The following is a 22,537-nucleotide window of genomic DNA, read 5'->3' on the forward strand; positions in this document are numbered from 1 at the left end:
GCACAATGCAAATCAAAATTTAGTGCAGCATCGTGGTAGTTGAATAACAATCACTTATAAATTTATACTATTTCTTTTCCACTCTTCTTCTAAAATAGCGTAATAATACTCATCCCACCATTCATTTCCCTTAGGAATACATTTTTTAAAATAGCCTTCCCTTCTCATTCCACTCTTCTCCATAACTCGATATGATGGGATATTCTCTGGCTGACACGTTGCGATAATCCTATGTAACTTCATTTTTTCAAAACCAAATTTTAAAATCGCTTGTGCTGCTTCAGAAGCATACCCTCTATTGTAATACTTTGGGTTAAACACCCACCCAATCTCATAAGTATGTTCACCAAAATACTTATAAAAAACAATGTGTCCAATAACAATATTCTCATCTGTTAATACAACAGCAAATTTCTCAGCCGTATCACTAATGTTTTTATTTATGAACTCTTTTACATCTTCTTCAGTAAAAACACCTTCTGGTATATATTTCATCACATTTACATCAGAAGTATATTCATAGACAGCTTGCCAATCCTTGAATTTAAATTTACGTATCAATAACCTTTTTGTTTTTATGTGCATTACATATCCCCCAATAAAAAGACTAATCCCATAATCCTTGTTTCGATATTAAGCAAAAATAACCTCTCAAAATTATATATTCCTTCTTCAATTAAACTGCCTCGTTAACACAATAAACAATAGGAGCTGCCATCGACAACTCCTTGTTCAGCTATTGCTCCCGTTAATTCAATAAGGATTTTACCTGATTTTTATGATTTACTAAATCATTGCACCCTTTAGTAGTAACAAAATCATTTTAGGAAATACTTATTTCTCACTTTCTTTCTTCCACTTATAGGGTTTCTTTGACCAATTATAAAGTAGAAAGATCAAGAACATTATAAAAGATACTCCTATATTATCAATCCACTGAACCTCATTTTTAGCTGTTACCTGCCAAATAACTGATACTACAAAAAATATTAACGGAAATCTAATGCTTTCCTTAAACAAATTGTAGCCACCTTTCATTCTGCTTCTTGCGTTAATCTGCTCCGTTACTTTAAGTACACTGTTTCACAAACTTATATAAAGTTTAACATAAATATCCAGTTGGAGACTTATCAGTAATTCAAAAATCCTTAACACTTATAAAAAAGAACACCTTTACTTGATAGGTATAAATTCTTTTCATATAGACTAAAGACGTTTCTTGTTGTACCGTATTTAGTCTACTACGTAATAACAGAGTTAATCTGGCCCGTTTGGCAGAAGACTGTTCTTATTGAAAACAATAACTTTTTTAACATTTCTTTCACCAAACTATGGTTTTACATCTTTTATCACCAGAAGAATTGCAGTGGTAAACAGTCTGTCATTCTTCGGGATACTTTTTGTCATTTTGTGGTAAATGCTATGTTAGAGGTGGTACATTTCAATGGCACAAACAAAAAAAGAACTCCAGAGAAATATCAGAAACCCTTGGAGAGATATTTGAGATAGATAAATGACGGAAATTCTTTTTGCCGATACGTGAATGATTAACTATGGATTCTTATTAAGTTAACCAGAATTAGAGAAAGAGAACCGCGTAGAGTTTTATCAAAGATATTTACAACAATAAGCGTTCTTAAAAACAAAACTGCCAAGATAAAAAAATAACCGAACTTCTCTCAAAAATTTAAAGAGAAGTTCGGCTTTTATTAATGTTTCAACATCAATAATTAAAATTATCACTCTAAATCCACGTACAAATATCCAATTAATTTAATATTATGGATAAATTTTAAAAGTTTAAAAATCATTCTATTTATTATTTTACAGTTTCCGTCTATCAAATTACATTCAATTTCTTAATAAAAAAGGAACCACGTAGATTGTACTTATGTCTTCGTGGTCCACTTTTTTTACAGGTTACTTGCCATAATGGATTGTATATCATTTGATACTTCTTGTTTTGGCGGTATTTCACTTTCAAATTTCACTTTAACCCACCAATGGGGTGTTGATTTTTCATTAATATAAGAAACTCGAACATTCGGATTTGCTCCATTTACGATTAATGCTGAAATTCCCCTTGCACAAAAACCGGGTACATACCCTAATAACTTACCTTCATTAGTATAAATTAAAACAGCATTAGGATCATAATTATTTTCAGTTTCAACTGTACAGTACTATTTGGGGTAGCGTCAGGAAAATGCGGATTCCAAATTAAAAAGCCCAACTTCTCTACAAATCAAAATAGAGAAATTGAGCTTTTCAGTTACTTCATTTATTTATTGAATTCATTAACTGGAAGAAGTATTCAGGTTTATGAGTCTTATTTAGGTTATACCATGAATGTAATGCATCTGGTGTAAATACATCTATTTTTTTCAGTACCTCCATTGCAAATTCCAGAGGAGCTATTCCTGATGCAGTAACTAAATTCGCATCAGATACCGCAGATCCCAACTCATAGAACTTTTCTCCTTTATAGTTAGGACATACCATTTTAGTATATTCTAAGTTATTACTTGTATGCTTTCTAGTATCTAAGTATCCCATATTCGCGAGGCCCTCAGTTGCACCACAAATTGCAGCAACAATAGTGCCAAGCTTTAAAGCTTGGCCAATTCTTTCCAAGATAGGTTGATGAATTTCTTCACTCCAAGTAGTCCCTCCTGGTAAAATTAAAAGATCTTTACTCTCAAGAGTACATTCATCAAGGGAAATATCTGGTTTTATGCTCAGTCCTCCCATAGTAGTAATCATTTCTTTATTAGCTCCTACTGTAATTACTTTTAAAGGTGCTAAATCTTTTTTGAAATATCTTCCTGAGTTTAGTTCAGCAATTAAATATCCATATTCCCAGTCCGACATTGTATTAAATACATATAGAAAAACTTTTTTTGTTTGCATCCAATAACACTCCAATCACAATTGATATAGCTATTATAATATAACTTCCCTGACAGTTAACGTCAGGGAAGTTATCATACTTGATGAAATTTTATTAATTCCGACAGAACTTCAATAAGTCTCTTCTTAAGACTTATTGGCTCAATAACTTTAATAGATTTATTGTACGGTAAAAGTAAATAAGGTACATATGTATGTATCATATCTTTTTCAAGAAGAAAAACTGCTTGATTTGAAGTCCGTTCTTGTAAATAATGTCCTAAAAACCAATGTTGGCAAATATCAGCCAATACACTTTTATCCCCATTAATAACCAAAGAAATAATCCCTTCCTTATCTTCTATAGTTGGAAGAAGACTTTTTATAAAAAAGTCACGTGCTGAAAAATTTTCTGGCCGGTTAAACTTATTTTCGGTTAGCATTAGACTTTCAATTCGATCTACTCTAAAACTACGGATATCATTCCTAAGATGACAAAATCCAATCACATACCACTTATTATTCCAATAGATAATTCTGTACGGATCGACCAATCTATAATTTAATTGCTTTTCGCCACTTTTATGGTAAAGAATTTTTACTGAGTACCCGTCAGCTACGGCCTGCTCCAACTCCTTCAAAAAAGGTTCCATAGAGAGTGAACTTAATCGACTTATTACTTCAAGACTAGTTAAATGTTGGTTTATCTTTGTTTCCTGCTCTTGATTTGAGTATTTACTTAGTTTTGAAATGGCCCTATTTAGTGCTTCACCTCCATAATATCCGGCTTCTTCTGCAAAAACAGCAGCGTGAAATAGTGAAGTTTGCTCCTCAAAATCAAAAAAAAGAGGAGCCTCAATAAAATTGTTCAATAAAGTGTATCCACCGTTATGTCCTGGTTCTGAAATTATAGGTACGCCACTTGTTGAAATTGTATCAATATAACGATACACAGTCCTTATATTCATCTCTAACTTTTCTGAAATTTGTTTTGCAGTAATTTTTTCACCTGAACGAAGCATCCATAGAATTGCTAACATATTGTCAATTTTAGGCATATAATTCCACCTCTATATGAAATTTATTTTCTATTATATATTTCCGATTTTTGGTATAACTCATCAACTGTTCCTTTCCGATAGCTTTCTATATAATGAGGCCCTAGACACATTTGTAATTTCACAAATTTGATTTACAGTCATATCTCCCTCTTTATAAAGCTTTACTGCATAATTCATTCCTGCATGATTTTTATGGTACTTCTTTAACCGACCTTTAAACTTTCCTTCTTTCTTAGCCAGTTCAATTCCTTCACGCTGCCGCATACGGATAAGATCACGTTCTAATTGGTTTACACCCGCCATAACCGTAATTAAGAATTGGCTGTAGGGATTATCTTCTGATAAATCTAGCCATGTATCTTTTAAGGATTTTAAATTTGCCTTTTTACTCCGTATGTTATCGATTAATTCAAATAAATCTTGTGTACTACGAGTAATCCGAGTTAAGTCCGTAACATAAATGATGTCACCTTCTTGTATATCCTCTAACATTTTTTGAAGTTGCTCACGATCTTTTGTTGCTCCGGAAACTTTTTCTTCAAAAATAATATCCATTCCGATTTCGTTCAGTTGCTGAAATTGCCTTGAAGGATTCTGGCTAGTTGAACTGACACGTATATAACCGATTTTTCGCAAAATATCACCTCATTTTTGAGACAAGTCTTATGAGACGCTCTTAACTATGATTTTATCAGTCTCCCACACTTGTATCAATAGAGTACACTCTATTGATATATAATTGAACTAATTAACTGAATAATTACAGAAATGAGATGATACTGTATGAAAATTGCGAGAGGTAGAGAATTGCTTACACCAGAACAGCGGCAGGCCCTTATGCAAATTCCTGAAGATGAGTGGGTGCTAGGAACCTACTACACTTTTTCCAAACGAGATTTAGAAATTATAAATAAACGAAGGAGAGAAGAAAACCGTTTAGGGTTCGCCGTTCAATTAGCCGTTCTTCGGTATCCCGGTTGACCATACACTCATATCAAAAGCATCCCGGATTCATTCATACATTATATATCGAAACAAATCGGTTCCAGTCCATCTTCGCTTAGTCTTTATCCTCAAAGAGAAAATACACTTTGGGATCATTTGAAAGAAATTCGAAGTGAATACGACTTTGTAACTTTTACTCTAAAAGAATATCGAATGATATTTAAGCATCTTCATCAATTAGCTTTGGAAAATGGTGATGCCATTCAGCTACTACATGAATGCATTAATTTTCTAAGAATAAACAAAATCATACTGCCTGCTATCACTACACTTGAGAGAATTGTGTGGGAGGCAAGGGCAAGGGCAATGGCTGAAAAGAAGCTATTTAATACGGTTAGTCAATCTCTGACAAATGAGCAAAAAGAAAAGCTTGAAGAAATCATTACTTCGCAGCATCCATCCGAATCTAATAAAACGATATTAGGTTGGTTAAAAGAACCACCGGGTCATCCTTCACCCGAAACATTTCTAAAAGTAATAGAACGACTCGAATACATACGAGATATGGAATTAGAAACAGTACAAATTAGTCATTTGCATCGCAATCGTCTGTTACAGCTATCTCGCTTAGGTTCAAGATATGAGCCTTATGCATTTCGTGACTTTCAAGAAAATAAACGATATTCGATATTAACCGTCTATTTATTACATCTTACTCAGGAGTTAACGGATAAAGCTTTTGAAATTCATGACAGACAAATACTCAGTCTGTTATCAAAAGGCCGTAAGGCTCAAGAAGAAATTCAGAAACAAAACGGTAAAAAGCTGAATGAAAAGGTTATACACTTTACGAACATCGGACAAGCTTTAATCAAAGCAAAAGAGGGAAAATTAGACATATTTGAGGTTTTAGAATCCGTTATTGAATGGAATTCTTTTGTCTCTTCGGTGGAAGAAGCTCAGGAGCTTGCACGTCCTGCCGACTATGATTATTTAGACTTACTGCAAAAACGATTTTATTCACTTAGAAAATATACGCCAACGCTATTAAGGGTATTGGACTTTCATTCTACAAAGGCAAATGAATCACTTATACAAGCTGTAGAGATTATCCGAGGAATGAACGAATCTGGAAAGCGAAAAGTACCTGACGACTCACCTGTGGACTTTATCTCAAAGCGTTGGAAAAAACACTTATATGAGGATGACGGTACAATCAATCGTCATTATTATGAAATGGCCATCTTAACAGAACTAAGGGAACATGTTCGGGCTGGTGATGTATCCATTGTGGGCAGTAGACAATATAGAGATTTTGAGGAATATTTGTTTTCAGAGGATACATGGAATCAAACGAAGGGAAATACGAGGTTATCAGTTAGTTTATCATTCGAAGAATATAACGGGAGAATCGTCAGGAAAATAGGCTTAGCGTTGTAAATCCGCGTTTTCCTGACGGTACCCCTATTTAGTTGAGTTTTTCCATAAAACTAATACCATGTGATGGAAGTTCCACATTGAAGTTTTCAGCAATCGTTGCCCCTATATCAGCAAATGTTTTTCGAATCCCTAAATTATTTGATATCGATTGACGTTTATTGTAAACAAGTAATGGTACGTACTCACGTGTATGATCTGTCCCATAATGTACAGGGTCATTACCATGATCAGCAGTAATAATTAATAGGTCGTCTGCTCTAAGATTCTTAAGAATATCTGGCAAACGAGCATCAAACTCTTCTAATGCTTTTCCGTAGCCAATTGGATCTCGACGATGTCCAAAAAGCGCATCAAAATCAACAAGATTTAGAAAACATAATCCCATAAATTCCTGTTCCATGACCTTTAATAACTTATCTATCCCATCCATATTTGAATTCGTTCGAATAGTTTCTGTTACTCCTTCTCCATCATAAATATCAGATATTTTACCAATAGCAATAGAACTGAAGCCTCTATCCTTTAACTCATTCATTACTGTTCTACCAAAAGGCTTAAGTGCATAGTCATGACGGTTTACTGTTCGTTTCCAATTACCAGGTTGACCGCTAAACGGCCGAGCAATTACACGACCAACCATATATTCTTCATCCAATGTTAACTCTCTTGCAATTTCACTAATTTGATATAGTTCGTCAAGTGGAACAACATCTTCATGAGCAGCAATCTGTAAAACCGAATCTGCCGATGTATAGACAATTAAGTCCCCTGTTTCATAATGAAGTTTTCCTAACTCTTCTAAAATATCAGTTCCAGATGCAGCCTTATTACCTATTACTTTTCTTCCTGTTCTGTTCACTAACTCTTCTATTAATTTTATTGGAAAGCCATCAGGAAATGTTTTAAATGGCTGCTCGATATTCAGGCCCATAATTTCCCAATGTCCTGTCATCGTATCCTTTCCATTAGAAGCTTCTTGCATTTTTCCATAGTGACCGTTTGGTTGTTCTACCTTTTCTATACCCTTGATTTCATGGATATGACCTAAACCAAGGCTCGCAAGATTCGGCAAATGTAATCCTCCCATCCTCTCAGCAATATGTCCTAATGTATCAGCTCCACTATCATTAAATTTATCGGCATCAGGGGCTTCTCCAACCCCGACAGAATCCATTACAATCAAAAACACACGTTGAAACTGTTTCATTTAGTGTTACTACCTACCTTTCGTCAACTCTATTGATTTTAATATTAGCCATCTATGTCAGATACCCCATTTAGTCATCTACTTATACCCTATTAATTGTTAGACGTTGGATAAGCTATAACTATAATTATCTTCTTTATTAAAAAGAATTCTTCTCTATTAACAATTGCACATAGTTCTATTGATCGACTTTAACAATGCGACCTTCGATTTCAGTAGAAACAACCCCAACTTCTTCTATAGCTTTTATGATCAGATTAGATAAAAGCGGTCCGGCTTCTTCTACTATGATTGGTTTTGATTTTAACAACATACTATAACCGTCTCCTCCAGTATGAAGGAAGTTATTTGTTGCTAATGTATAAGTTTTATTAACATCTAAAGGTTCCCCATTAATTTTAATCTCTACAATTCGCTCACCTGCATCTTTAGAAGGATCGTATTTCATTTCAATTCCGCTAACCTGTAGAAAGGCCCCTTCACCTTCGTTAGATACACTATAATCAAGAACTTCTAGCAATAGTTCCCCAGTCACTTCTAGTTTCGATGCAAAGGAGCGGAACGGCAAAATTTCTTGGATTTCCTTACGTGTAATAGACTCATTCGCCCCCCATACTTGATTCCCACGAAGACCACCACCGTTTTGAATAGCAACATCCGCATTTGCCCAATCTCGTATAGTATCAGCGATAAAATTTCCTACAGCTGTTTCTTTATACCTTATTGACTCAAGACGTGTATCAAATTCAACTGTACGTTTTCCTATTTCAACCTCCAATTGCTCCTCCAACTCTTTGTTATATCGATCGATGATCGTCTGTACATTTTGATTATAGCCAACATGTTCCTCAACAGTGTGTAATGTATAGGACCAATCTGCTATCTTTCCACCTGTTACTTGTATATTGATTTCACCTAAATAATCATACTCATCTCCAGCAAACGATACGATCGTATCATTTATATACTTTGGCTCGTCATTAACTTTAGAATTATGGTCTCCTACTATGATATCAATACCATTAACTTCATCTGCTAATTCTTCTGCATCATAATTAGCCAAGTGTGATAATACTAGGATAATATCAGCACCTGCATCTTTCATTTCTGGAACAACAGCTTTCATAGCTTCAATAAAATCTATCTCTTCTACCGTCTCCCCTAACGAAGTGAAATCTCCCATATCCTTTGGGGCTAAGCCTGTAATACCAAGATTGACACCATCAATGTCTTTAATAATATAACGCCTTGCCCCCTGGTCTTTAGCAAACACATCTCCTGTTTGTTTATCGATTATATTGGCACTGACCCATTGAAATTCACTTTTTGACACCAGCGCTTCCAAGTTTTCAGGCCCGTAATCAAATTCATGGTTCCCAAATGTTGTTACATCCAATCCAGAGGCATTCAAGGCTTCTATCATATGCTCACCATTCCATAACCCAGCCATAAGAGATGGTGATATTTCGTCTCCTGCACCCACAAAAAGAACGTTTTCTTTTTCATAACGAATTGAATTGATAAAATCTACATATTTAGCTAAATTTACTTCATCATCACCAAACGAACCGTGAAAATGCGTATCATGTAAAATTGTAATAGTTGTTTCCTCTTCTACATGTTTCTTTTCTTCTTTTTCTTGTTCTTCCCCATTTGAAAGAGCGTTATCTATGCTTTCATTGGAGCATCCTATAACCATTGAAGTTGTTAAGATTAACAATAAAAAAAACTGAAATTTACAACCATTTATACATTTCAACATAAAGTTCACCTTCCACTTATAATTTTCAAGTAAGAAAAACTATCAATCTTCCACATAAAAAACTATTCGTAGGACACCAAACCTCTATCTAGGAATTTCTATTTGGACTAAGAAAATATTTATATTTTGTGTTATCTATTAAAATCGCTATATCACCATTTTTGAAATCGCTTTCATTATCGTTTCTCATCATATACATGAAAGACAGACATTAAAGTAACATTCCAGCGATTGCGGCACTTAATAGTGAAGCCAATGCCCCGGCCAAAACAGCACGTACACCCAGATTAGCAATGTCTGATCTTCTGGTTGGAGCAAGCCCGCCTAATCCGCCTAAAAGAATGGCCAGTGAACCAAGATTTGCAAAGCCACAAAGGGCAAAACTTATAATTATATTTGCTTTTGGTGTTAAGTTTGTCATCTCTGGTGCAAACGCAGCGTATGCTACAAATTCGTTTAGTACAAGTTTTTGGCCAATATAACTGCCAGCTTGAAATGCTTCTGCCCACGGTACTCCAACCATAAAAGCAATTGGTGCAAACACCCAACCTAAAATCATTTCAATTGATAATGACTCAAAGCCAAACCAGCTACCTACACCACCTAATATTCCATTCATTAGTGCAATTAATGCGATAAAAGCAAGCAACATAGCCCCTACATTAAGGGCAAGTTTTAAACCATCTGATGCTCCTCGTGCTGCTGCATCAATAACATTTGTCACTTCTTCATCTTTTTCAATTTTGATTTCAGTAGACGTTTGAGGTGTATCAGCTGTCTCAATAGATTCAACGGTTGCAGCGGTTTCAATTTTTGCAGAGGCTGTCGTTTCAGGAACCATGATTTTTGCCATAATTAAACCGGCTGGCGCTGCCATAAAACTTGCTGCTATTAAATATTCAAGTGGAATTCCCATTAATGAATAACCAATTAATACAGAGCCTGCAACTGAAGCCAGGCCACCTGTCATAACAGCAAAAAGTTCAGACTGTGTCATCTTTGCAATATATGGCCGAATAACAAGAGGGGCTTCTGTTTGTCCAACAAAAATATTTGCAGCTGCAGACATTGATTCTGCTTGACTTGTCCCTAACAACTTTGAAAGCCCGCCACCAATTATTTTTATAAGCCATTGCATAATTCCAAGATAATAGAGGACAGAAATGAGTGACGAAAAGAAAATAATCACAGTTAACACTTGGAAGGCGAAAATAAAACCTATGCTTTCATTCCCAATTAAACCACCAAATAAAAACGTAATACCCTCATTCGTATAGTTGATAATATCTTGAACTTTTAAAGAAAACCATTTAAGAGAGGTTTGCCCAACTTCCCATTTCAAAACAATTAAAGCAAAAAAGAATTGAATACAAAGTCCTCCCACAACCGTACGAATATTAATTCCTTTTTTATTATTTGATAATAAAAATGCAATACCTAAAATAGAAATAACACCCAAAACTCCCCATAGAAAATTCATAATGTTCCCCCTAATATTTTTTTAAACTAAATAACTTGTTGAAATCCCTTTCATTTTATTTTAGACTTAACAATTTTTTCATCATGACCTGAAGTAAGCTTGATTAACTACAATATTCAAGAAATACTCTAAAAAGATTTCCGGTATGCAAACTGCATCGACATCTCTCCTCTTCTCCCTTTTTCATTAGACCTGCTTACTTTGATATCACTTTCAATCGAATCCCAATAAAAGGTTACCACTAATAGAGTAACCAAAATAATCGTACTTCAGAGCGTTCCTATTTGTCAATAAAAAAAATCAAAAATTTATAATAATATAGAAGTATAAATTAGCACCTATCGTATGAACACACGGAGAATGTCATATGAATTCAAACCAGTAAATTATGTGGAATTGGTTTTAGTTTTCCTTTATCATGATTAGTGATAGAGCCCCCCTTTTATTTATAAGGGGAAATAACAGTAGTGGAATCTTTTATCTATTCACAAATAAAAACATATAGGAGGAACTATGTTACAAAAGTTCGGGTTTTCTCAATATGAAAGTAGAGTTTACGAAGTCCTTGTGTCTAGTGAGGAACCACTGGACGCAACAAACATTGTAAAGTATTCAGGAGTTCCAAAAGCAAAAATATATGAAGTTATATCACGCATGATTGAAAAAGGTATGGTATTAGATTCTATATCTGAAAATAAAAAGCTTTATACTGGGTTGCCACTGCCTCTTGCAATTGAAAAACTTACCACTGAATTTCAGAACAATGTTAAACAATTAAAAAACACAAACTTCAAAAAAAAATCCTATTACGATGAACATGTTTGGAGTTTAAAAGTTGATTCATCCATTCAGGCACAAAGTAAACAGCTTGTTCAAGAAGCGAAAAAATCGATCCGAATTTCCGCTTGGAAAGATGACCTCATTGAATATTTGCCATTGTTAATTGACAAAGAAAAACATGGAGTAGATGTCGAAGTTCTTGTAGTAGGTAAATTGGAGTCGAATTTATCAAACATTCATACTCTTATTCCTGCAACAGAGCATCAGGTATTAGAACGATTTCGATTAATTATAGTTGACGATAGAGAAGTCATTTTTGCAGGTATGGAAGAGCAATCTTGGCAAGCTTTAAAAACAATGTCCAAGCCATTTATAAAGGTTTTCACCGAGTTTTTCTATCATGATGTTGCACTAGCAAAAATTAATGAAAAGCATTTTGATTTATTAATGAATGATGAAGAAATAAGAAATATCCTTATGAGGCTGCGATATTAGTACATTTACATGTCATTTCCCCCAAAAGTCTTTTAGTTATAATTAGAAGCGATGAAATAATACGAAAAGGAGGCTGACTCAAAAGGTCGTTACATAATTACTTTTGGGCCAACCTCGCTTTTAATAGGATTTCACATTAGGAATTTACTGTTTCCAATGCCATAATAACCATGTCATTAAATGTTGTTTGGCGTTCATCTGCAGTAGTTTCTTCACCAGTGAAGATGTGATCACTTACCGTTAAAATGGACAAAGCGTTAACACTATATTTTGCAGCAAGAGTATATAGTGCTGTTGTTTCCATTTCAACAGCTAGGACTCCGTAATCCCCTAATTTCTCTATTATTTCCATGCTATCGCGATAAAAAATATCAGCTGTTAGTACATTTCCAGCTCTTACAGACAAACCTTTTTCAACTCCAGCATCATACGCTTTCCTTAATAAATCGAAGTTAGTACAAGGAGCAAAATCTATCCCCGGAAATGTAAAACGGTTTATGTTTGAATCAGTACAAGCCGTCATCGCTAAAATTACATCACGGACGTTAACATCCTTTTGGATCGCCCCACATGTACCTACACGAATTAAGTTTTTTACATCATAGTCACGAATTAGCTCATTGACATAGATAGAAATGGACGGAACCCCCATACCAGTTCCTTGTACTGAGACACGTTTCCCATTAAAGGTGCCAGTAAACCCTAACATCCCTCTTACATTGTTATAGCAATTTACATTTTCCAAAAACGTCTCTGCAATATACTTGGCACGAAGCGGGTCACCGGGTAATAGGATATTTTCTGCAATTTCACCTTGTTTAGCGTTAATATGAATACTCATAATCTATCATTACAATTGAGAAAGCTAGTCAATTGCAATGATTTTCACCTCCTTAAATAAATTTCATTAAAACACATACTTATCGTTTTCCAAAGGAAACCATAACTAGATTAAAACTCTCGTTAAAATCCCTCCTTTCACCGATTGATAATGGCTCCATCAAAACAAAAATTTATAGTCTAAGAGTTTTATTTCTCTATTTCGAAAGAATGACCAGAATGCACTTTTTCTTTAGTCATCGAAATAAAGGCTGCTCCTAAAGCTATGATGATAAATAAACCACCCACTGTAGCATTTAATTCAACGGTTGCCTTTTCGATAACAATTCCTCCGATTAAAGAACCAAAAGCAATACCAAAATGAAGGGCAGAATTGTTTAAGCTTTGCTGTATGTCAGAGGTTTCAGGAGACGACTCGATCAGATAACTTTGCATCGCTGGAGTAATCGCCCAGCTTAACATACTCCAGATAACCATTACGGCTATAAATAGCGGAAAAGCAAAAGTTGTGTAAGGAATTGAGAAAATCGTTACCCCAAAGACAACAATCACAGAGAGAATTGTAGGTTTTGTACCAAATCGATCAGCTAACATACCTCCAAACCCTCCACCCGCTACAGCAGCAACTCCGAAGATTAAATACACAATACTAACCCACATTCCATCCAGCCCCAACTGTATTTTTAAGAATGGTGTTAAATATCCATATAACGTTAAGTGTCCCGCTAAAAATAGAAATGAAGTCAATTGGGCAAATAATACTTTCCTATCCTTCAACGCACGTAATTGTACACCTATTGGAATGGAAGGCTTCGGATTAATTTTATCCATAAAGAGAAACACACCGACGATTGAAAGTAGTGTTAGTACTGCAATCATGATAAAAGGAGCACGCCAACCAAATGCATTTCCCAACATTAACCCAATTGGAACTCCCAACACTAAAGAAGCACTGATTCCCATAAACACTACACCAATTGCCCGTGCACGATAACCTTCTGCCACAATACTCGAAGCTATAGTTACACATAAAAACACAAGTAAAGAACCACTGGCAGCAGAGATAATACGGGCGATTAATAACATACTATAGGATGAACTTATTACCGCAACACCGTTTCCTAATAAGAATATAAATAAGGAAATCAATGTTAAACGCTTTCGCTCCACTCCTGTCGTAAAGTTCAACAAAATGGGAGCTGCAATAGCAAATACAAGTGAAAACACCGTTATTAGAAACCCTGCCTGTCCAAGGCTTACTCCTAAATCGTTCGAGATCAAATCTAATATTCCACCAATAATCAATTCAACCAATCCAACAACAAACGAAACGATCGTTAATAAGTAAACACGTTTATCCATATTCTAACCCCTTTTCATAAGTTACCACTACAATAGTAACCTACAACCAGAGTCATAACAAGAATTAATTTAATAATCTACTAAAAATACATGAGTCATGCCTATCAATATTTCATAATTTGATAAGATATCCTTTTTCTCAACACCAGCTAGGCATAATAGCAGCCTGGCTAAGATACCAGTTCGGTCTTTACCTGCTGCGCAATGAAAAATGATACCACCTCAATAAAAATTTTCGGGGGATTTTGGGGCATCATAGAGCAAATTCATTTACATCCCCCGCCTCCTTATTTTTAGTATCTATTTGTTGGAATAGTTGTTCTGCTTTCCGCTCTTGCTCCTCTGTTGTAATGAGGACATTTTTTGGGATATTCCAGTGTCCCCCGTCGGTTTGATAGGCACCAGGGAATTTTCCTCTATCACACATACGTCGAACCATTTAATCACTTACGCCTAACGTTTGGCTACTTCTTTTCGTTTGTAATAATCATTTTCTCCATTTGATAGCGTTTTGGTCGGTTTTGGTACTGTTATTCCATTGAGGCGATATATCGTCCGTTGACGTTGCTGTCTTAAAATTGACGCAATTAATTGTCTTCGAAACAGGGACGGTTCTTACGCTTCCGTTATTTTACGAAAAAAAGAAGCAAGAGGATCCCCCCCTTGCTTCACTCCAGCACAACTGTTAAAAATCGTTCAATCTCCTTTACGTCACTTGCTCGTTCAAAAACACATAATACCTTATTTCTCAGAGGGCTAAACGGCTCAAAAGCTTGAATGCTTGAGGTGTGGATGCCGTAAACAACATCATTTGATTCATTGTAATAATAGGAATCGTTTGCTACATTAAGAGTCTCTAGCTCGATAAAATCTTCAAGTGGCGCAAACGCGTTTTGTTGCATTAATTCTTGAAATATCTTGTCATCGACCAATAATAAGTCAATATTACCTGCAGCGGCTCGGACTAGCATTTTCTGTGATTCATCAGAGGAAATCGTTGAGAACGTCTCACCTGAATGTATGACATCAACTGAAATATGGAAATCGCTGAAGTGGTTCGTTAAGTTAGCTGCTAAGGTAAACGGGTCAATCCTTGCCTGTTCTCCATCTATTATCGTTATATCGAAGCTTTTTTCTTTCCCTATCAGTGCCTGGGCAAAGGTTAGCACGACAATTAGTGCCACAATCGTACCAATCATATGCCATTTGTAATATCCCCATAGGTGATCGACTTTCTGTTTATAACTGAGCTCTTTTAGCTGCTCACTTAATTTCAGTTCGTCTCTTAATCTCGTCATCTCTTCTATCCTCCTATTGGTCGCTTCGTATCCGTTCTCCGATTACCTGTAAAGCATACCAACAACTGACTGATTGCATATTGCCATCTTCTGCATGTCTTTCACTCCTTTAGATTGGATAATTACAATTCTAATTATAAGCGCTGCTTTCATTAGCAGTTTCCTTACACTTAGTATACTTGGAATTACACTATTCCGACTTCGGTATAAAAAGTGATAAAGAAGCCGTCTCCGAGAACGTTCTAACACAATCAACAAAAATCCGATTTTTAGATAATAAAGCCAGTTATCTAAAAATCGGATTCGGTTTGTTGTGGCTTTGAAATAAAGTCATACTGTTTATTTTATTGATGTACCGTTTTGCTAATGTTTTAAATAGTCCTTTGAGGAACCTCAAAGGACTATTCCAATTGTGAAATGTTACACTTAAAGTAACGGTGCATTATGTTTAATAAGAATTTTTTAATATATTTTCCAATTAATACATTTAATCTAAACATGTGGGGAATATTTAGATAAATTGAATTATTAATTGATAAGGAGAATTTATGTGAAACAAGTAATACAATGGCTATTGTTTCTAATTCCTATTGCATCACTGGTACTAATTGGAAATAAAACTCTTAGAAGATTTCTTCCAGTTGCATTGTTTGTTACGGTAGTCAACACTCTTATTTACCAAGCTGCATATCATTATAATTGGTGGAGAGAACCTGGGCTGTTTGACTGGGACAAAGTCGCAAATATTCCTTGGGTATACAGTGCTTATTTAATAGCAACAATATGGATTTTTAAGTTTACCTACGGAAAATTTATTGTTTATTTAATAACAAACCTAATATTGGATGGTGTATATATATATTTATGGTATCCAATCCAACGAAAACTTGAATTAGCTTCAGGCGAATTGTCACCACATATTACATATTTAATGATGATCGGAGTAGCCCTTTTAATATATGTTTTTCAGATTTGGTATGATAAAGATTCACAAAGTGATAAAGAAACTAACTAAAACTTTCATAATTTCTTCTTAAACTACCATGAAAGTAATGTTATAAATAGTCCTTTGAGGAACCTCAAAGGACTTTTCTAATTGTGAAATGTTACACTTAAAGTAACGAGGCAGGATAATTGAATAACCAAATATTGGTTTAATAATGTTATCCTTTGAGAGAGGTGAAAAAAATGAAAAAAGTAAAGACACTACTATTATTTTTAATTCTTATAGCTATTGTAGGTTGTAGTAATAGTAATGAAAGTGATTTTGAAGGTTCTTCATCTTTTCCTGAGTTTCCTATACCTGTTGAAGCTGAACTTGCTGAGAGTAGAGAAGATGGGTATGAAAAATATCTATATAATGCGATAGGCAATAACGGAGGTATTAGGGAAGATTATTATGAAATAATCGAAAGTTGGGGATGGAAGATACAAGAAGATTTACAAATGGGTAGCTACTATGTATTTAAAAAAGACGGACAGTTTATAGGTATGACTATTCATGGGTCAAGTGAGGGAGACTTTTTCACAATCAGTGAACACAAAAATAATTAAACTAAAGGGTGCTTTTGTTGAAGAACGGTCAAGAGAATGCTCAAACTTTTTTATAAAAATTGTACAATACTTCACAACAGTAACAATAAAGTAAAGTGGTACTAAAAAATGGGAAGAAGGGGTAACTGTGACCAATTACATCAACATGAACCGATTGAATTGGAATGAGCGGACAGCTATTCATGCCAAGTCAGATTTCTACAATATAGACGATTTTTTAGCAGAAAAAAGTTCTTTGTCGGGGCTGGATAAGACCGAACTTGGCGATGTAGCTGGACTCTCTATGCTACATTTGCAATGTCATTTTGGAAAGGATTCGTTATCTTGGGCCAGAATGGGGGCTCACGTGCTGGGGGTGGATTTTTCCGAGAATGCGATTGCTTTGGCTAAATCGTTGAACGAACGACTGGGGCTTGACGCTCGTTTCCTGTGCTCGGATATCTATGACGTTGCGAAGGAGCTTCAAGGAGAGCTGTTCGACATCGTCTATACGTCCTATGGAGTTCTGTGCTGGCTTCAGGATTTAACCCGATGGGCAGAGTTGATTAGCACATCTCTAAAGCCAGGAGGAACGTTTTATATGGCTGAACTCCATCCTCTTACTTTTATGTATGAAGTAGAGGATAACCAGCTGAAGAGCAAATATCCTTATTTTGATAACAAGGTACGACGCTATGAATCTTCTACTACATATACCGGGGATAATGATAAGCTAGAGCATTCCGTCACCTATCAATGGCAACATACCCTTGGAGAAATCGTGAGTGCACTCGCTGGATCAGGATTGAAACTGGAGTTTTTACATGAATTTCCGTTCACCGTATACAATATGTTTCCAGGTCTCATGTTTCAGGACGAATTGGGGAGATGGCGAATGAAAGAGAACGAGCATTTGCCGTTGTTGTTTTCTGTCAAAGCAACGAAGCATTGAATATTTTTCGATAATACGTGTTAAAAAACAGCTTTAGCCTGAAACAAACGTGTTTCGGGCTATTCGTATTGTTAGGAAGTGCATTAGATTTATTTAGTGGAGACTTACATACAATGATATTGTTGAGTTTTGAACAAAAGATAAGTTCATTTTCGTTGTTAACTAAACTATCTAAAGTAAAGCTATAATGATCTTCCATTAAAAGGTAGCGTTCCTTTAACAGGAATGCTTTTTTTATGTTAATAAAAAGGAAATTAATGTTAAACTAAAGGGCAGGAATGTGGAATAAGAAGACCATCATTTCCTTCTACTGTGTAGTAGACTAAATACAGTGTATCAAGATTATTATTTGTAGAAGTCTTTGTGAAAGATGTAGTTTAAAGATTAGATGTATAATCTGAAATGCCAAATTAAATAATGGAAAACCGCTCAATCTTGTTAAGCATTGAGCGGCATGAAAATAGAAAATTATTTCTTTACAGCATGAATATAATGAATCGTTTCAAATGCAGTCAAGTAATCCGTCCGATTGCTAAAGAAACGCTCATTAATCGAGGTTGGGGATAAATGTTCATAGATGAGTAAACCTGCATCTTCTAACATAGTCTCCATTTCATCAAAAGAGAAACACGAATGCATTGTTTCTCCACCTACTGAAGCCATTTTCAACATATTTTCAACTCGATTTGACATTCCTTTTTCTTTAAAAAGTTCTTCGTCTGCATAATCAAAAACAATTGAGCTTCCTGGTGGGACTTTGGCAAATAAATAATTAAATAAGCTTGAAATTTCCTCTTTCGTTAAATAATAAGATACACCTAAAAGGCTAAAGAATGTTTTTTTGTTATCATCAAATCCTTCATCTATTAAGATTTGATTTGAAAACTTATTCTTGAAGTCCATTGAAATAAAATGAAGATTACTTGGAATTCGAAAGTTTTTATTAGCTAATCTTTCCTTTTTAAATTCCTGTGTAGCTGGATGATCGATTTCAAATATTTCTAAGCTGTTTTCTAATTCGGGATGTCTGAAGCAAAAAGTATCTAAGCCAGCTCCGAGAATCACGTATTGTTTTGCTCTTAACATCACCTCATTAAGTAGTACTTTTTCACAAAATGCAGCACGGGCTATAGGTGTTGGAGAAAGTTGTATTTGTGTAATCCATTTTAAAATTTGATCTGGATGATCTCGAAACCTTCGACCGATATCATGGTTGAAAAAAGATACTCCTTGAATCATATTTTCTCTAATCATAGAAAACTCTTCTTGAGAAATAAGATCTTTTGCAATAAAATCATCGAAAATTATTGGGCTATCGTATTGACTATGATAGGCCCGAGCGAAAGCGGATACTAAGGAAGTTACACTAGATTCATTTTGCTTCATTCCATTATCCCTCCGTAAAAAAATAAGATTCCCCTGGCCAGGAGAATCTTATTATAAACGCAGAAAGTTCAATTGTAAATTATAGCATAAATAACTTTTTTTGTCAAATTTTAGATTTGTGAAATACAGTATGAAATTTTGTTAATATTCTCTCGTTTTAACTAGAGACTGCTTATCTTGAAGAAGGATAATTTACAAAAGATAGTCATTAACTGCACAGTAACTTGTTCAGCTATTTTTCTTTTGTTCAAGATAGAAGTCTATAACCAAAGGAACGTGTAGACGCGTTTATAACAATCTTCATAAAGTAGATTTTTCTATCCGTTCCAGTGATAAAAGGAATTCTTACTAAAACAAAGTTGTAGCCTATGCATCTAGCGTATCCTTAGTAGGGGTAGTACCAGCGAAGCTGTCACCACCCGCAATAAGTTTAATACTTCTAACATGCATACCCCCATCCGTTTTGGATGGGGGTGAAATTTAGTAAGATTTTCCGTTTTAATCTTACAATTTATGCAACAATAACTAGTTTACTATCTCGTCACTGGACGTATTGGCAGTAAGCTTCCTATTAATGCAATAGCTGCGGCAGCTAGAAACATTTTTTCAAAACCGAATACCGCAATTCCTGCCACACTGCTGAAAATAACTAAATCACAAACGGAATCAATAATAGATAGCAACGAAATTGTTGTCGCTCTTACATTTGATGGAATGATATCATTGGCTAATTGAGCGTATACTGGATAGCGCACCGTTCGCACAAATCGAAGGAGTACCATTATGAATAGTAAAATCCAAAGTGTTTCTCGATAGAAAGCAACGAATAATAATCCGAACACCCCCATTCCCCCAGTTACATATAAAACCGTAATCCGAGAGATTCGAGATGTTATCCATCCAATTGACCGTGAAACAAAAAAGCTTAGAATGGAAAGTCCTGCAAGGACACCCCCAATTAAATAGACTGGTAAACCAGCATCACTGAGTAATTTGTCATTAAAATTATCAAATATCGCTGCTGTTGGAATAAATACGAGCGTAATATTTAAAAACATCCATAACACTTGTGGGGCTCTTTTTATCGCTAGCATTCCTTCTTTTACTTGCTTAAAAGGATTTTCACGGTAATTTCCTTGTCCTGTTGGATTCTTAACAAAAAATAGTAGAACAATTTGAATGGATTGGAAAACAACACCCAACACAATAAGCAATATAAACTGTTCATCGGTTAAATCCTTTGCAATAATGGCGCCTAAAATCAATACAAATACCATTACAACAAATTGAGCTGACTGGATAATTCCCAGTGCTCTATCCAACATATTTTCTTCATTTGATTCTTTTAGTGATTCATAGATTAATGCCTCATCTGCCCCACTAAAAAATGTTACAGCAAATCCACTCAAGAGGCTGCTTGCGAAGAACATCCAAGGTTCATACGCCCAGATGAGCATTCCATGACTAACGATACTTAATATAGAGCCAATCATAAATGATAGTTTTGCACCATAACGATCAGCAAACATACCTGTCGGGACTTCTCCAATTAATACACCAGTACTCCAAAAGAGCAATACCCAAAGAATGTATGCTTCATCTAGTCCACGTGAGAAATAAAACAAAGCGAGTACGGGTTGTAAAAATCGAACACTCCCAAATAATTCCGCCCAAAATAAAACACGAATATTTTGTGAAGCTAATGTACCTTTTTTCAACTTATTTCCTCCTGCTTGATGTTTATTATGTTTAATAAACAAGCAGAAGTGAATAATTATGAATATTTGTTTATCTACCTACCCAGATTTTTTCACCCCTGCTTGTTGGTTTGAAAAAAATGTTAGGTTTTTTTGCATGTCAATCTCCTCCTTTAAGTATGTTATTACAATTATACAGAATTATATTGAATAAAAAAGATAATTCAAAAAAATTGGATATGGATTAGGACAAACTCCGATCTATATTTTAAGACCATATATTATACTTATGAATATCGTTATATTTTATCCCATCAAATTTCTATTAATGAATTAATTTAATATAGTTTTATTTTAATTATAATTAAGATACGTTTGTCAAAAACTCTAGTTAACCTAAACTTCTAAATTTGCAAAAATAAATTCTAATTTCAGTGCGACACAGATCCGCTTTTCTCCATGAATCAGATTTCCGCTTAATTATATCAACGACTGTATACACTCCGCCCCATCATTTCGCGGACTATTCACTAACGTCGACACCTCATACGCATGCATTTCCTCGTCCGTATACGGTTTTATTAGCGACTTTAATATATGCTTATCCGCAATAGTCGGGTCCAGCCACGTATCTCTGTCTTCCTCGCCAACAATAACAGGCATCCGGTCGTGAATGTCGCTCATAAGGGCATTCGGCTCGGTCGTTATTATCGTACATGACACGATTTCCTCGTCGTCACGTTGCCAACGGTCCCATAGCCCCGCAAAAGTAAAGATACCGTCATTAACCGTTATTCGGTACGGCATTTTCTTGTCGTCCACGTGCTTCCATTCGTAAAATCCATCCGCTACAATCAGGCAGCGTCGGCGAGCTAATAGGCGTTTGAATGCCGGCTTTTCGTCTACCGTCTCACCACGTGCATTAATCATCTTATAGCCAATCTTCGGGTCTTTCGCCCAGGACGGAACTAAACCCCACCGCAAATAGAAGGGCAGTGAAAAACTCCTTCTTGTAACTCAAAGAAGAAGTAATGGCTTCGCACGTTGCGCGCCTTGCTATGAGAAACCCACTCATAGCAAGGCTTTCAAAACCTGGCAACGGCTCCGCACATTACTTAAAGGGCAGTGAAAAAGGGAAACCCACCCTTTTTCACTGCCCTTGCAAATAGCCGGCTCTTCTTTGAGTGCCGTCAGATATGACGCTAAGTATCGGCTGACTTGGTGCAATATTATAGCGTGGTTCATATTCGGTCAGTTCGAGCTGGAGCTGTTCCTCGATTTGTTCTTTCGGAGTTGCTAGCGTGAATCTTCCGCACATATTATCGCCTCCTACGTAATATTTAGACATTTGTTACGGTAATTCTTGTGATAACCAAGGAGAATGACGCTATAATAATAAATAAACTTAGT

19 protein-coding genes and 3 pseudogenes are annotated in these 22,537 nt (G+C 35.4%); 5 read left to right on the forward strand and 17 right to left on the reverse strand.

Annotation, left to right across the window (positions count from 1 at the left end):
* Positions 1-54: 54 nt before the first annotated feature.
* The 5 genes and pseudogenes from B1R93_RS06360 to B1R93_RS06385 form a co-directional block, all read right to left on the reverse strand.
* Positions 55-585 carry a GNAT family N-acetyltransferase gene (locus tag B1R93_RS06360; protein WP_088103092.1) on the reverse strand — a complete coding sequence of 177 codons (531 nt, stop codon included), beginning with the start codon at positions 583-585 and terminating at the stop codon, positions 55-57.
* Between the two features lie 1,328 nt (positions 586-1,913).
* Positions 1,914-2,159: pseudogene (locus B1R93_RS23905) on the reverse strand (HIRAN domain-containing protein); the annotation flags it as partial.
* Positions 2,160-2,277: 118 nt separating this feature from the next.
* Positions 2,278-2,910, reverse strand: coding sequence for a type 1 glutamine amidotransferase family protein (locus B1R93_RS06375; protein WP_038182224.1), 633 nt, complete (start codon positions 2,908-2,910; stop codon positions 2,278-2,280).
* 74 nt (positions 2,911-2,984) lie between these two features.
* A complete protein-coding gene (locus B1R93_RS06380; protein WP_047155544.1) occupies positions 2,985-3,947 on the reverse strand; it encodes a helix-turn-helix transcriptional regulator in 963 nt (320 codons plus the stop codon).
* Positions 3,948-4,010: 63 nt separating this feature from the next.
* Positions 4,011-4,586 carry a recombinase family protein gene (locus B1R93_RS06385; protein ID WP_033728358.1) on the reverse strand — a complete coding sequence of 192 codons (576 nt, stop codon included), beginning with the start codon at positions 4,584-4,586 and terminating at the stop codon, positions 4,011-4,013.
* A 147-nt stretch (positions 4,587-4,733) separates the two neighbouring features.
* Here B1R93_RS06385 and B1R93_RS06390 point away from each other — a divergent pair.
* Positions 4,734-6,296: pseudogene (locus tag B1R93_RS06390) on the forward strand (DUF4158 domain-containing protein); the annotation flags it as partial.
* 67 nt (positions 6,297-6,363) lie between these two features.
* Here the strand turns inward: B1R93_RS06390 and deoB are convergent.
* The 3 genes from deoB to B1R93_RS06405 form a co-directional block, all read right to left on the reverse strand.
* The gene (gene deoB, locus B1R93_RS06395) at positions 6,364-7,542 is read right to left on the reverse strand and encodes a phosphopentomutase (protein WP_088103094.1); all 1,179 of its coding nucleotides are present in this window, start codon (positions 7,540-7,542) and stop codon (positions 6,364-6,366) included.
* 178 nt (positions 7,543-7,720) lie between these two features.
* The gene (locus B1R93_RS06400; protein WP_088103095.1) at positions 7,721-9,304 is read right to left on the reverse strand and encodes a bifunctional metallophosphatase/5'-nucleotidase; all 1,584 of its coding nucleotides are present in this window, start codon (positions 9,302-9,304) and stop codon (positions 7,721-7,723) included.
* 211 nt (positions 9,305-9,515) lie between these two features.
* Entirely contained in the window at positions 9,516-10,784 is a 1,269-nt protein-coding gene (locus tag B1R93_RS06405; RefSeq protein WP_088103096.1) for a NupC/NupG family nucleoside CNT transporter, read from the reverse strand.
* Between the two features lie 513 nt (positions 10,785-11,297).
* Here B1R93_RS06405 and B1R93_RS06410 point away from each other — a divergent pair.
* Positions 11,298-12,059 (forward strand): TrmB family transcriptional regulator, encoded by a 762-nt coding sequence (locus tag B1R93_RS06410; protein ID WP_088103097.1) that lies wholly within the window; start codon positions 11,298-11,300, stop codon positions 12,057-12,059.
* A gap of 136 nt (positions 12,060-12,195) precedes the next feature.
* On the opposite strand, the gene deoD is transcribed toward B1R93_RS06410, so the two are convergent.
* The 5 genes from deoD to B1R93_RS06435 all read right to left on the reverse strand — a co-directional run bounded on the left by deoD (position 12,196) and on the right by B1R93_RS06435 (position 15,559).
* Positions 12,196-12,900, reverse strand: coding sequence for a purine-nucleoside phosphorylase (deoD, locus tag B1R93_RS06415; protein WP_088103098.1), 705 nt, complete (start codon positions 12,898-12,900; stop codon positions 12,196-12,198).
* 188 nt (positions 12,901-13,088) lie between these two features.
* The gene (locus tag B1R93_RS06420; RefSeq protein WP_088103099.1) at positions 13,089-14,261 is read right to left on the reverse strand and encodes an MFS transporter; all 1,173 of its coding nucleotides are present in this window, start codon (positions 14,259-14,261) and stop codon (positions 13,089-13,091) included.
* Between the two features lie 69 nt (positions 14,262-14,330).
* Positions 14,331-14,477: a tyrosine-protein phosphatase gene (locus B1R93_RS23615; RefSeq protein ID WP_088103426.1), complete on the reverse strand. Its 147-nt coding sequence runs from the start codon at positions 14,475-14,477 to the stop codon at positions 14,331-14,333.
* Positions 14,478-14,514: 37 nt separating this feature from the next.
* A complete protein-coding gene (locus B1R93_RS06430; RefSeq protein ID WP_088103100.1) occupies positions 14,515-14,700 on the reverse strand; it encodes a hypothetical protein in 186 nt (61 codons plus the stop codon).
* Positions 14,701-14,929: 229 nt separating this feature from the next.
* On the reverse strand, positions 14,930-15,559 hold the full coding sequence (locus B1R93_RS06435) for a hypothetical protein (protein ID WP_088103101.1): 630 nt from the start codon (positions 15,557-15,559) through the stop codon (positions 14,930-14,932).
* Positions 15,560-16,109: 550 nt separating this feature from the next.
* Between B1R93_RS06435 and B1R93_RS06440 the strand changes: the two genes are divergently transcribed.
* The 3 genes from B1R93_RS06440 (at position 16,110) to B1R93_RS06450 (ending at position 18,044) form a co-directional block, all read left to right on the forward strand.
* Positions 16,110-16,574, forward strand: coding sequence for a hypothetical protein (locus B1R93_RS06440; RefSeq protein WP_088103102.1), 465 nt, complete (start codon positions 16,110-16,112; stop codon positions 16,572-16,574).
* 173 nt (positions 16,575-16,747) lie between these two features.
* On the forward strand, positions 16,748-17,113 hold the full coding sequence (locus tag B1R93_RS06445; protein WP_088103103.1) for a hypothetical protein: 366 nt from the start codon (positions 16,748-16,750) through the stop codon (positions 17,111-17,113).
* Positions 17,114-17,240: 127 nt separating this feature from the next.
* Complete coding sequence (locus B1R93_RS06450) at positions 17,241-18,044, forward strand: class I SAM-dependent methyltransferase (RefSeq protein ID WP_088103104.1); 804 nt, start codon at positions 17,241-17,243, stop codon at positions 18,042-18,044.
* A 468-nt stretch (positions 18,045-18,512) separates the two neighbouring features.
* Here B1R93_RS06450 and B1R93_RS06455 read toward each other — a convergent pair whose 3' ends face one another.
* From B1R93_RS06455 to B1R93_RS22680, 4 genes and pseudogenes are all read right to left on the reverse strand, one after another.
* Entirely contained in the window at positions 18,513-19,430 is a 918-nt protein-coding gene (locus B1R93_RS06455; RefSeq protein ID WP_088103105.1) for a class I SAM-dependent methyltransferase, read from the reverse strand.
* Between the two features lie 533 nt (positions 19,431-19,963).
* A complete protein-coding gene (locus tag B1R93_RS06460) occupies positions 19,964-21,148 on the reverse strand; it encodes an MFS transporter (protein ID WP_088103106.1) in 1,185 nt (394 codons plus the stop codon).
* Positions 21,149-21,607: 459 nt separating this feature from the next.
* Positions 21,608-22,111 (reverse strand): annotated as a pseudogene (locus B1R93_RS06465) (SOS response-associated peptidase); the annotation flags it as partial.
* Positions 22,112-22,277: 166 nt separating this feature from the next.
* A complete protein-coding gene (locus tag B1R93_RS22680; protein WP_133058610.1) occupies positions 22,278-22,445 on the reverse strand; it encodes an SOS response-associated peptidase family protein in 168 nt (55 codons plus the stop codon).
* Between the last annotated feature and the right edge of the window lie 92 nt (positions 22,446-22,537).

Source organism: Halalkalibacter urbisdiaboli (assembly GCF_002156385.1).
Taxonomy (GTDB): Bacteria; Bacillota; Bacilli; order Bacillales; family Bacillaceae_D; genus Halalkalibacter_A; species Halalkalibacter_A urbisdiaboli.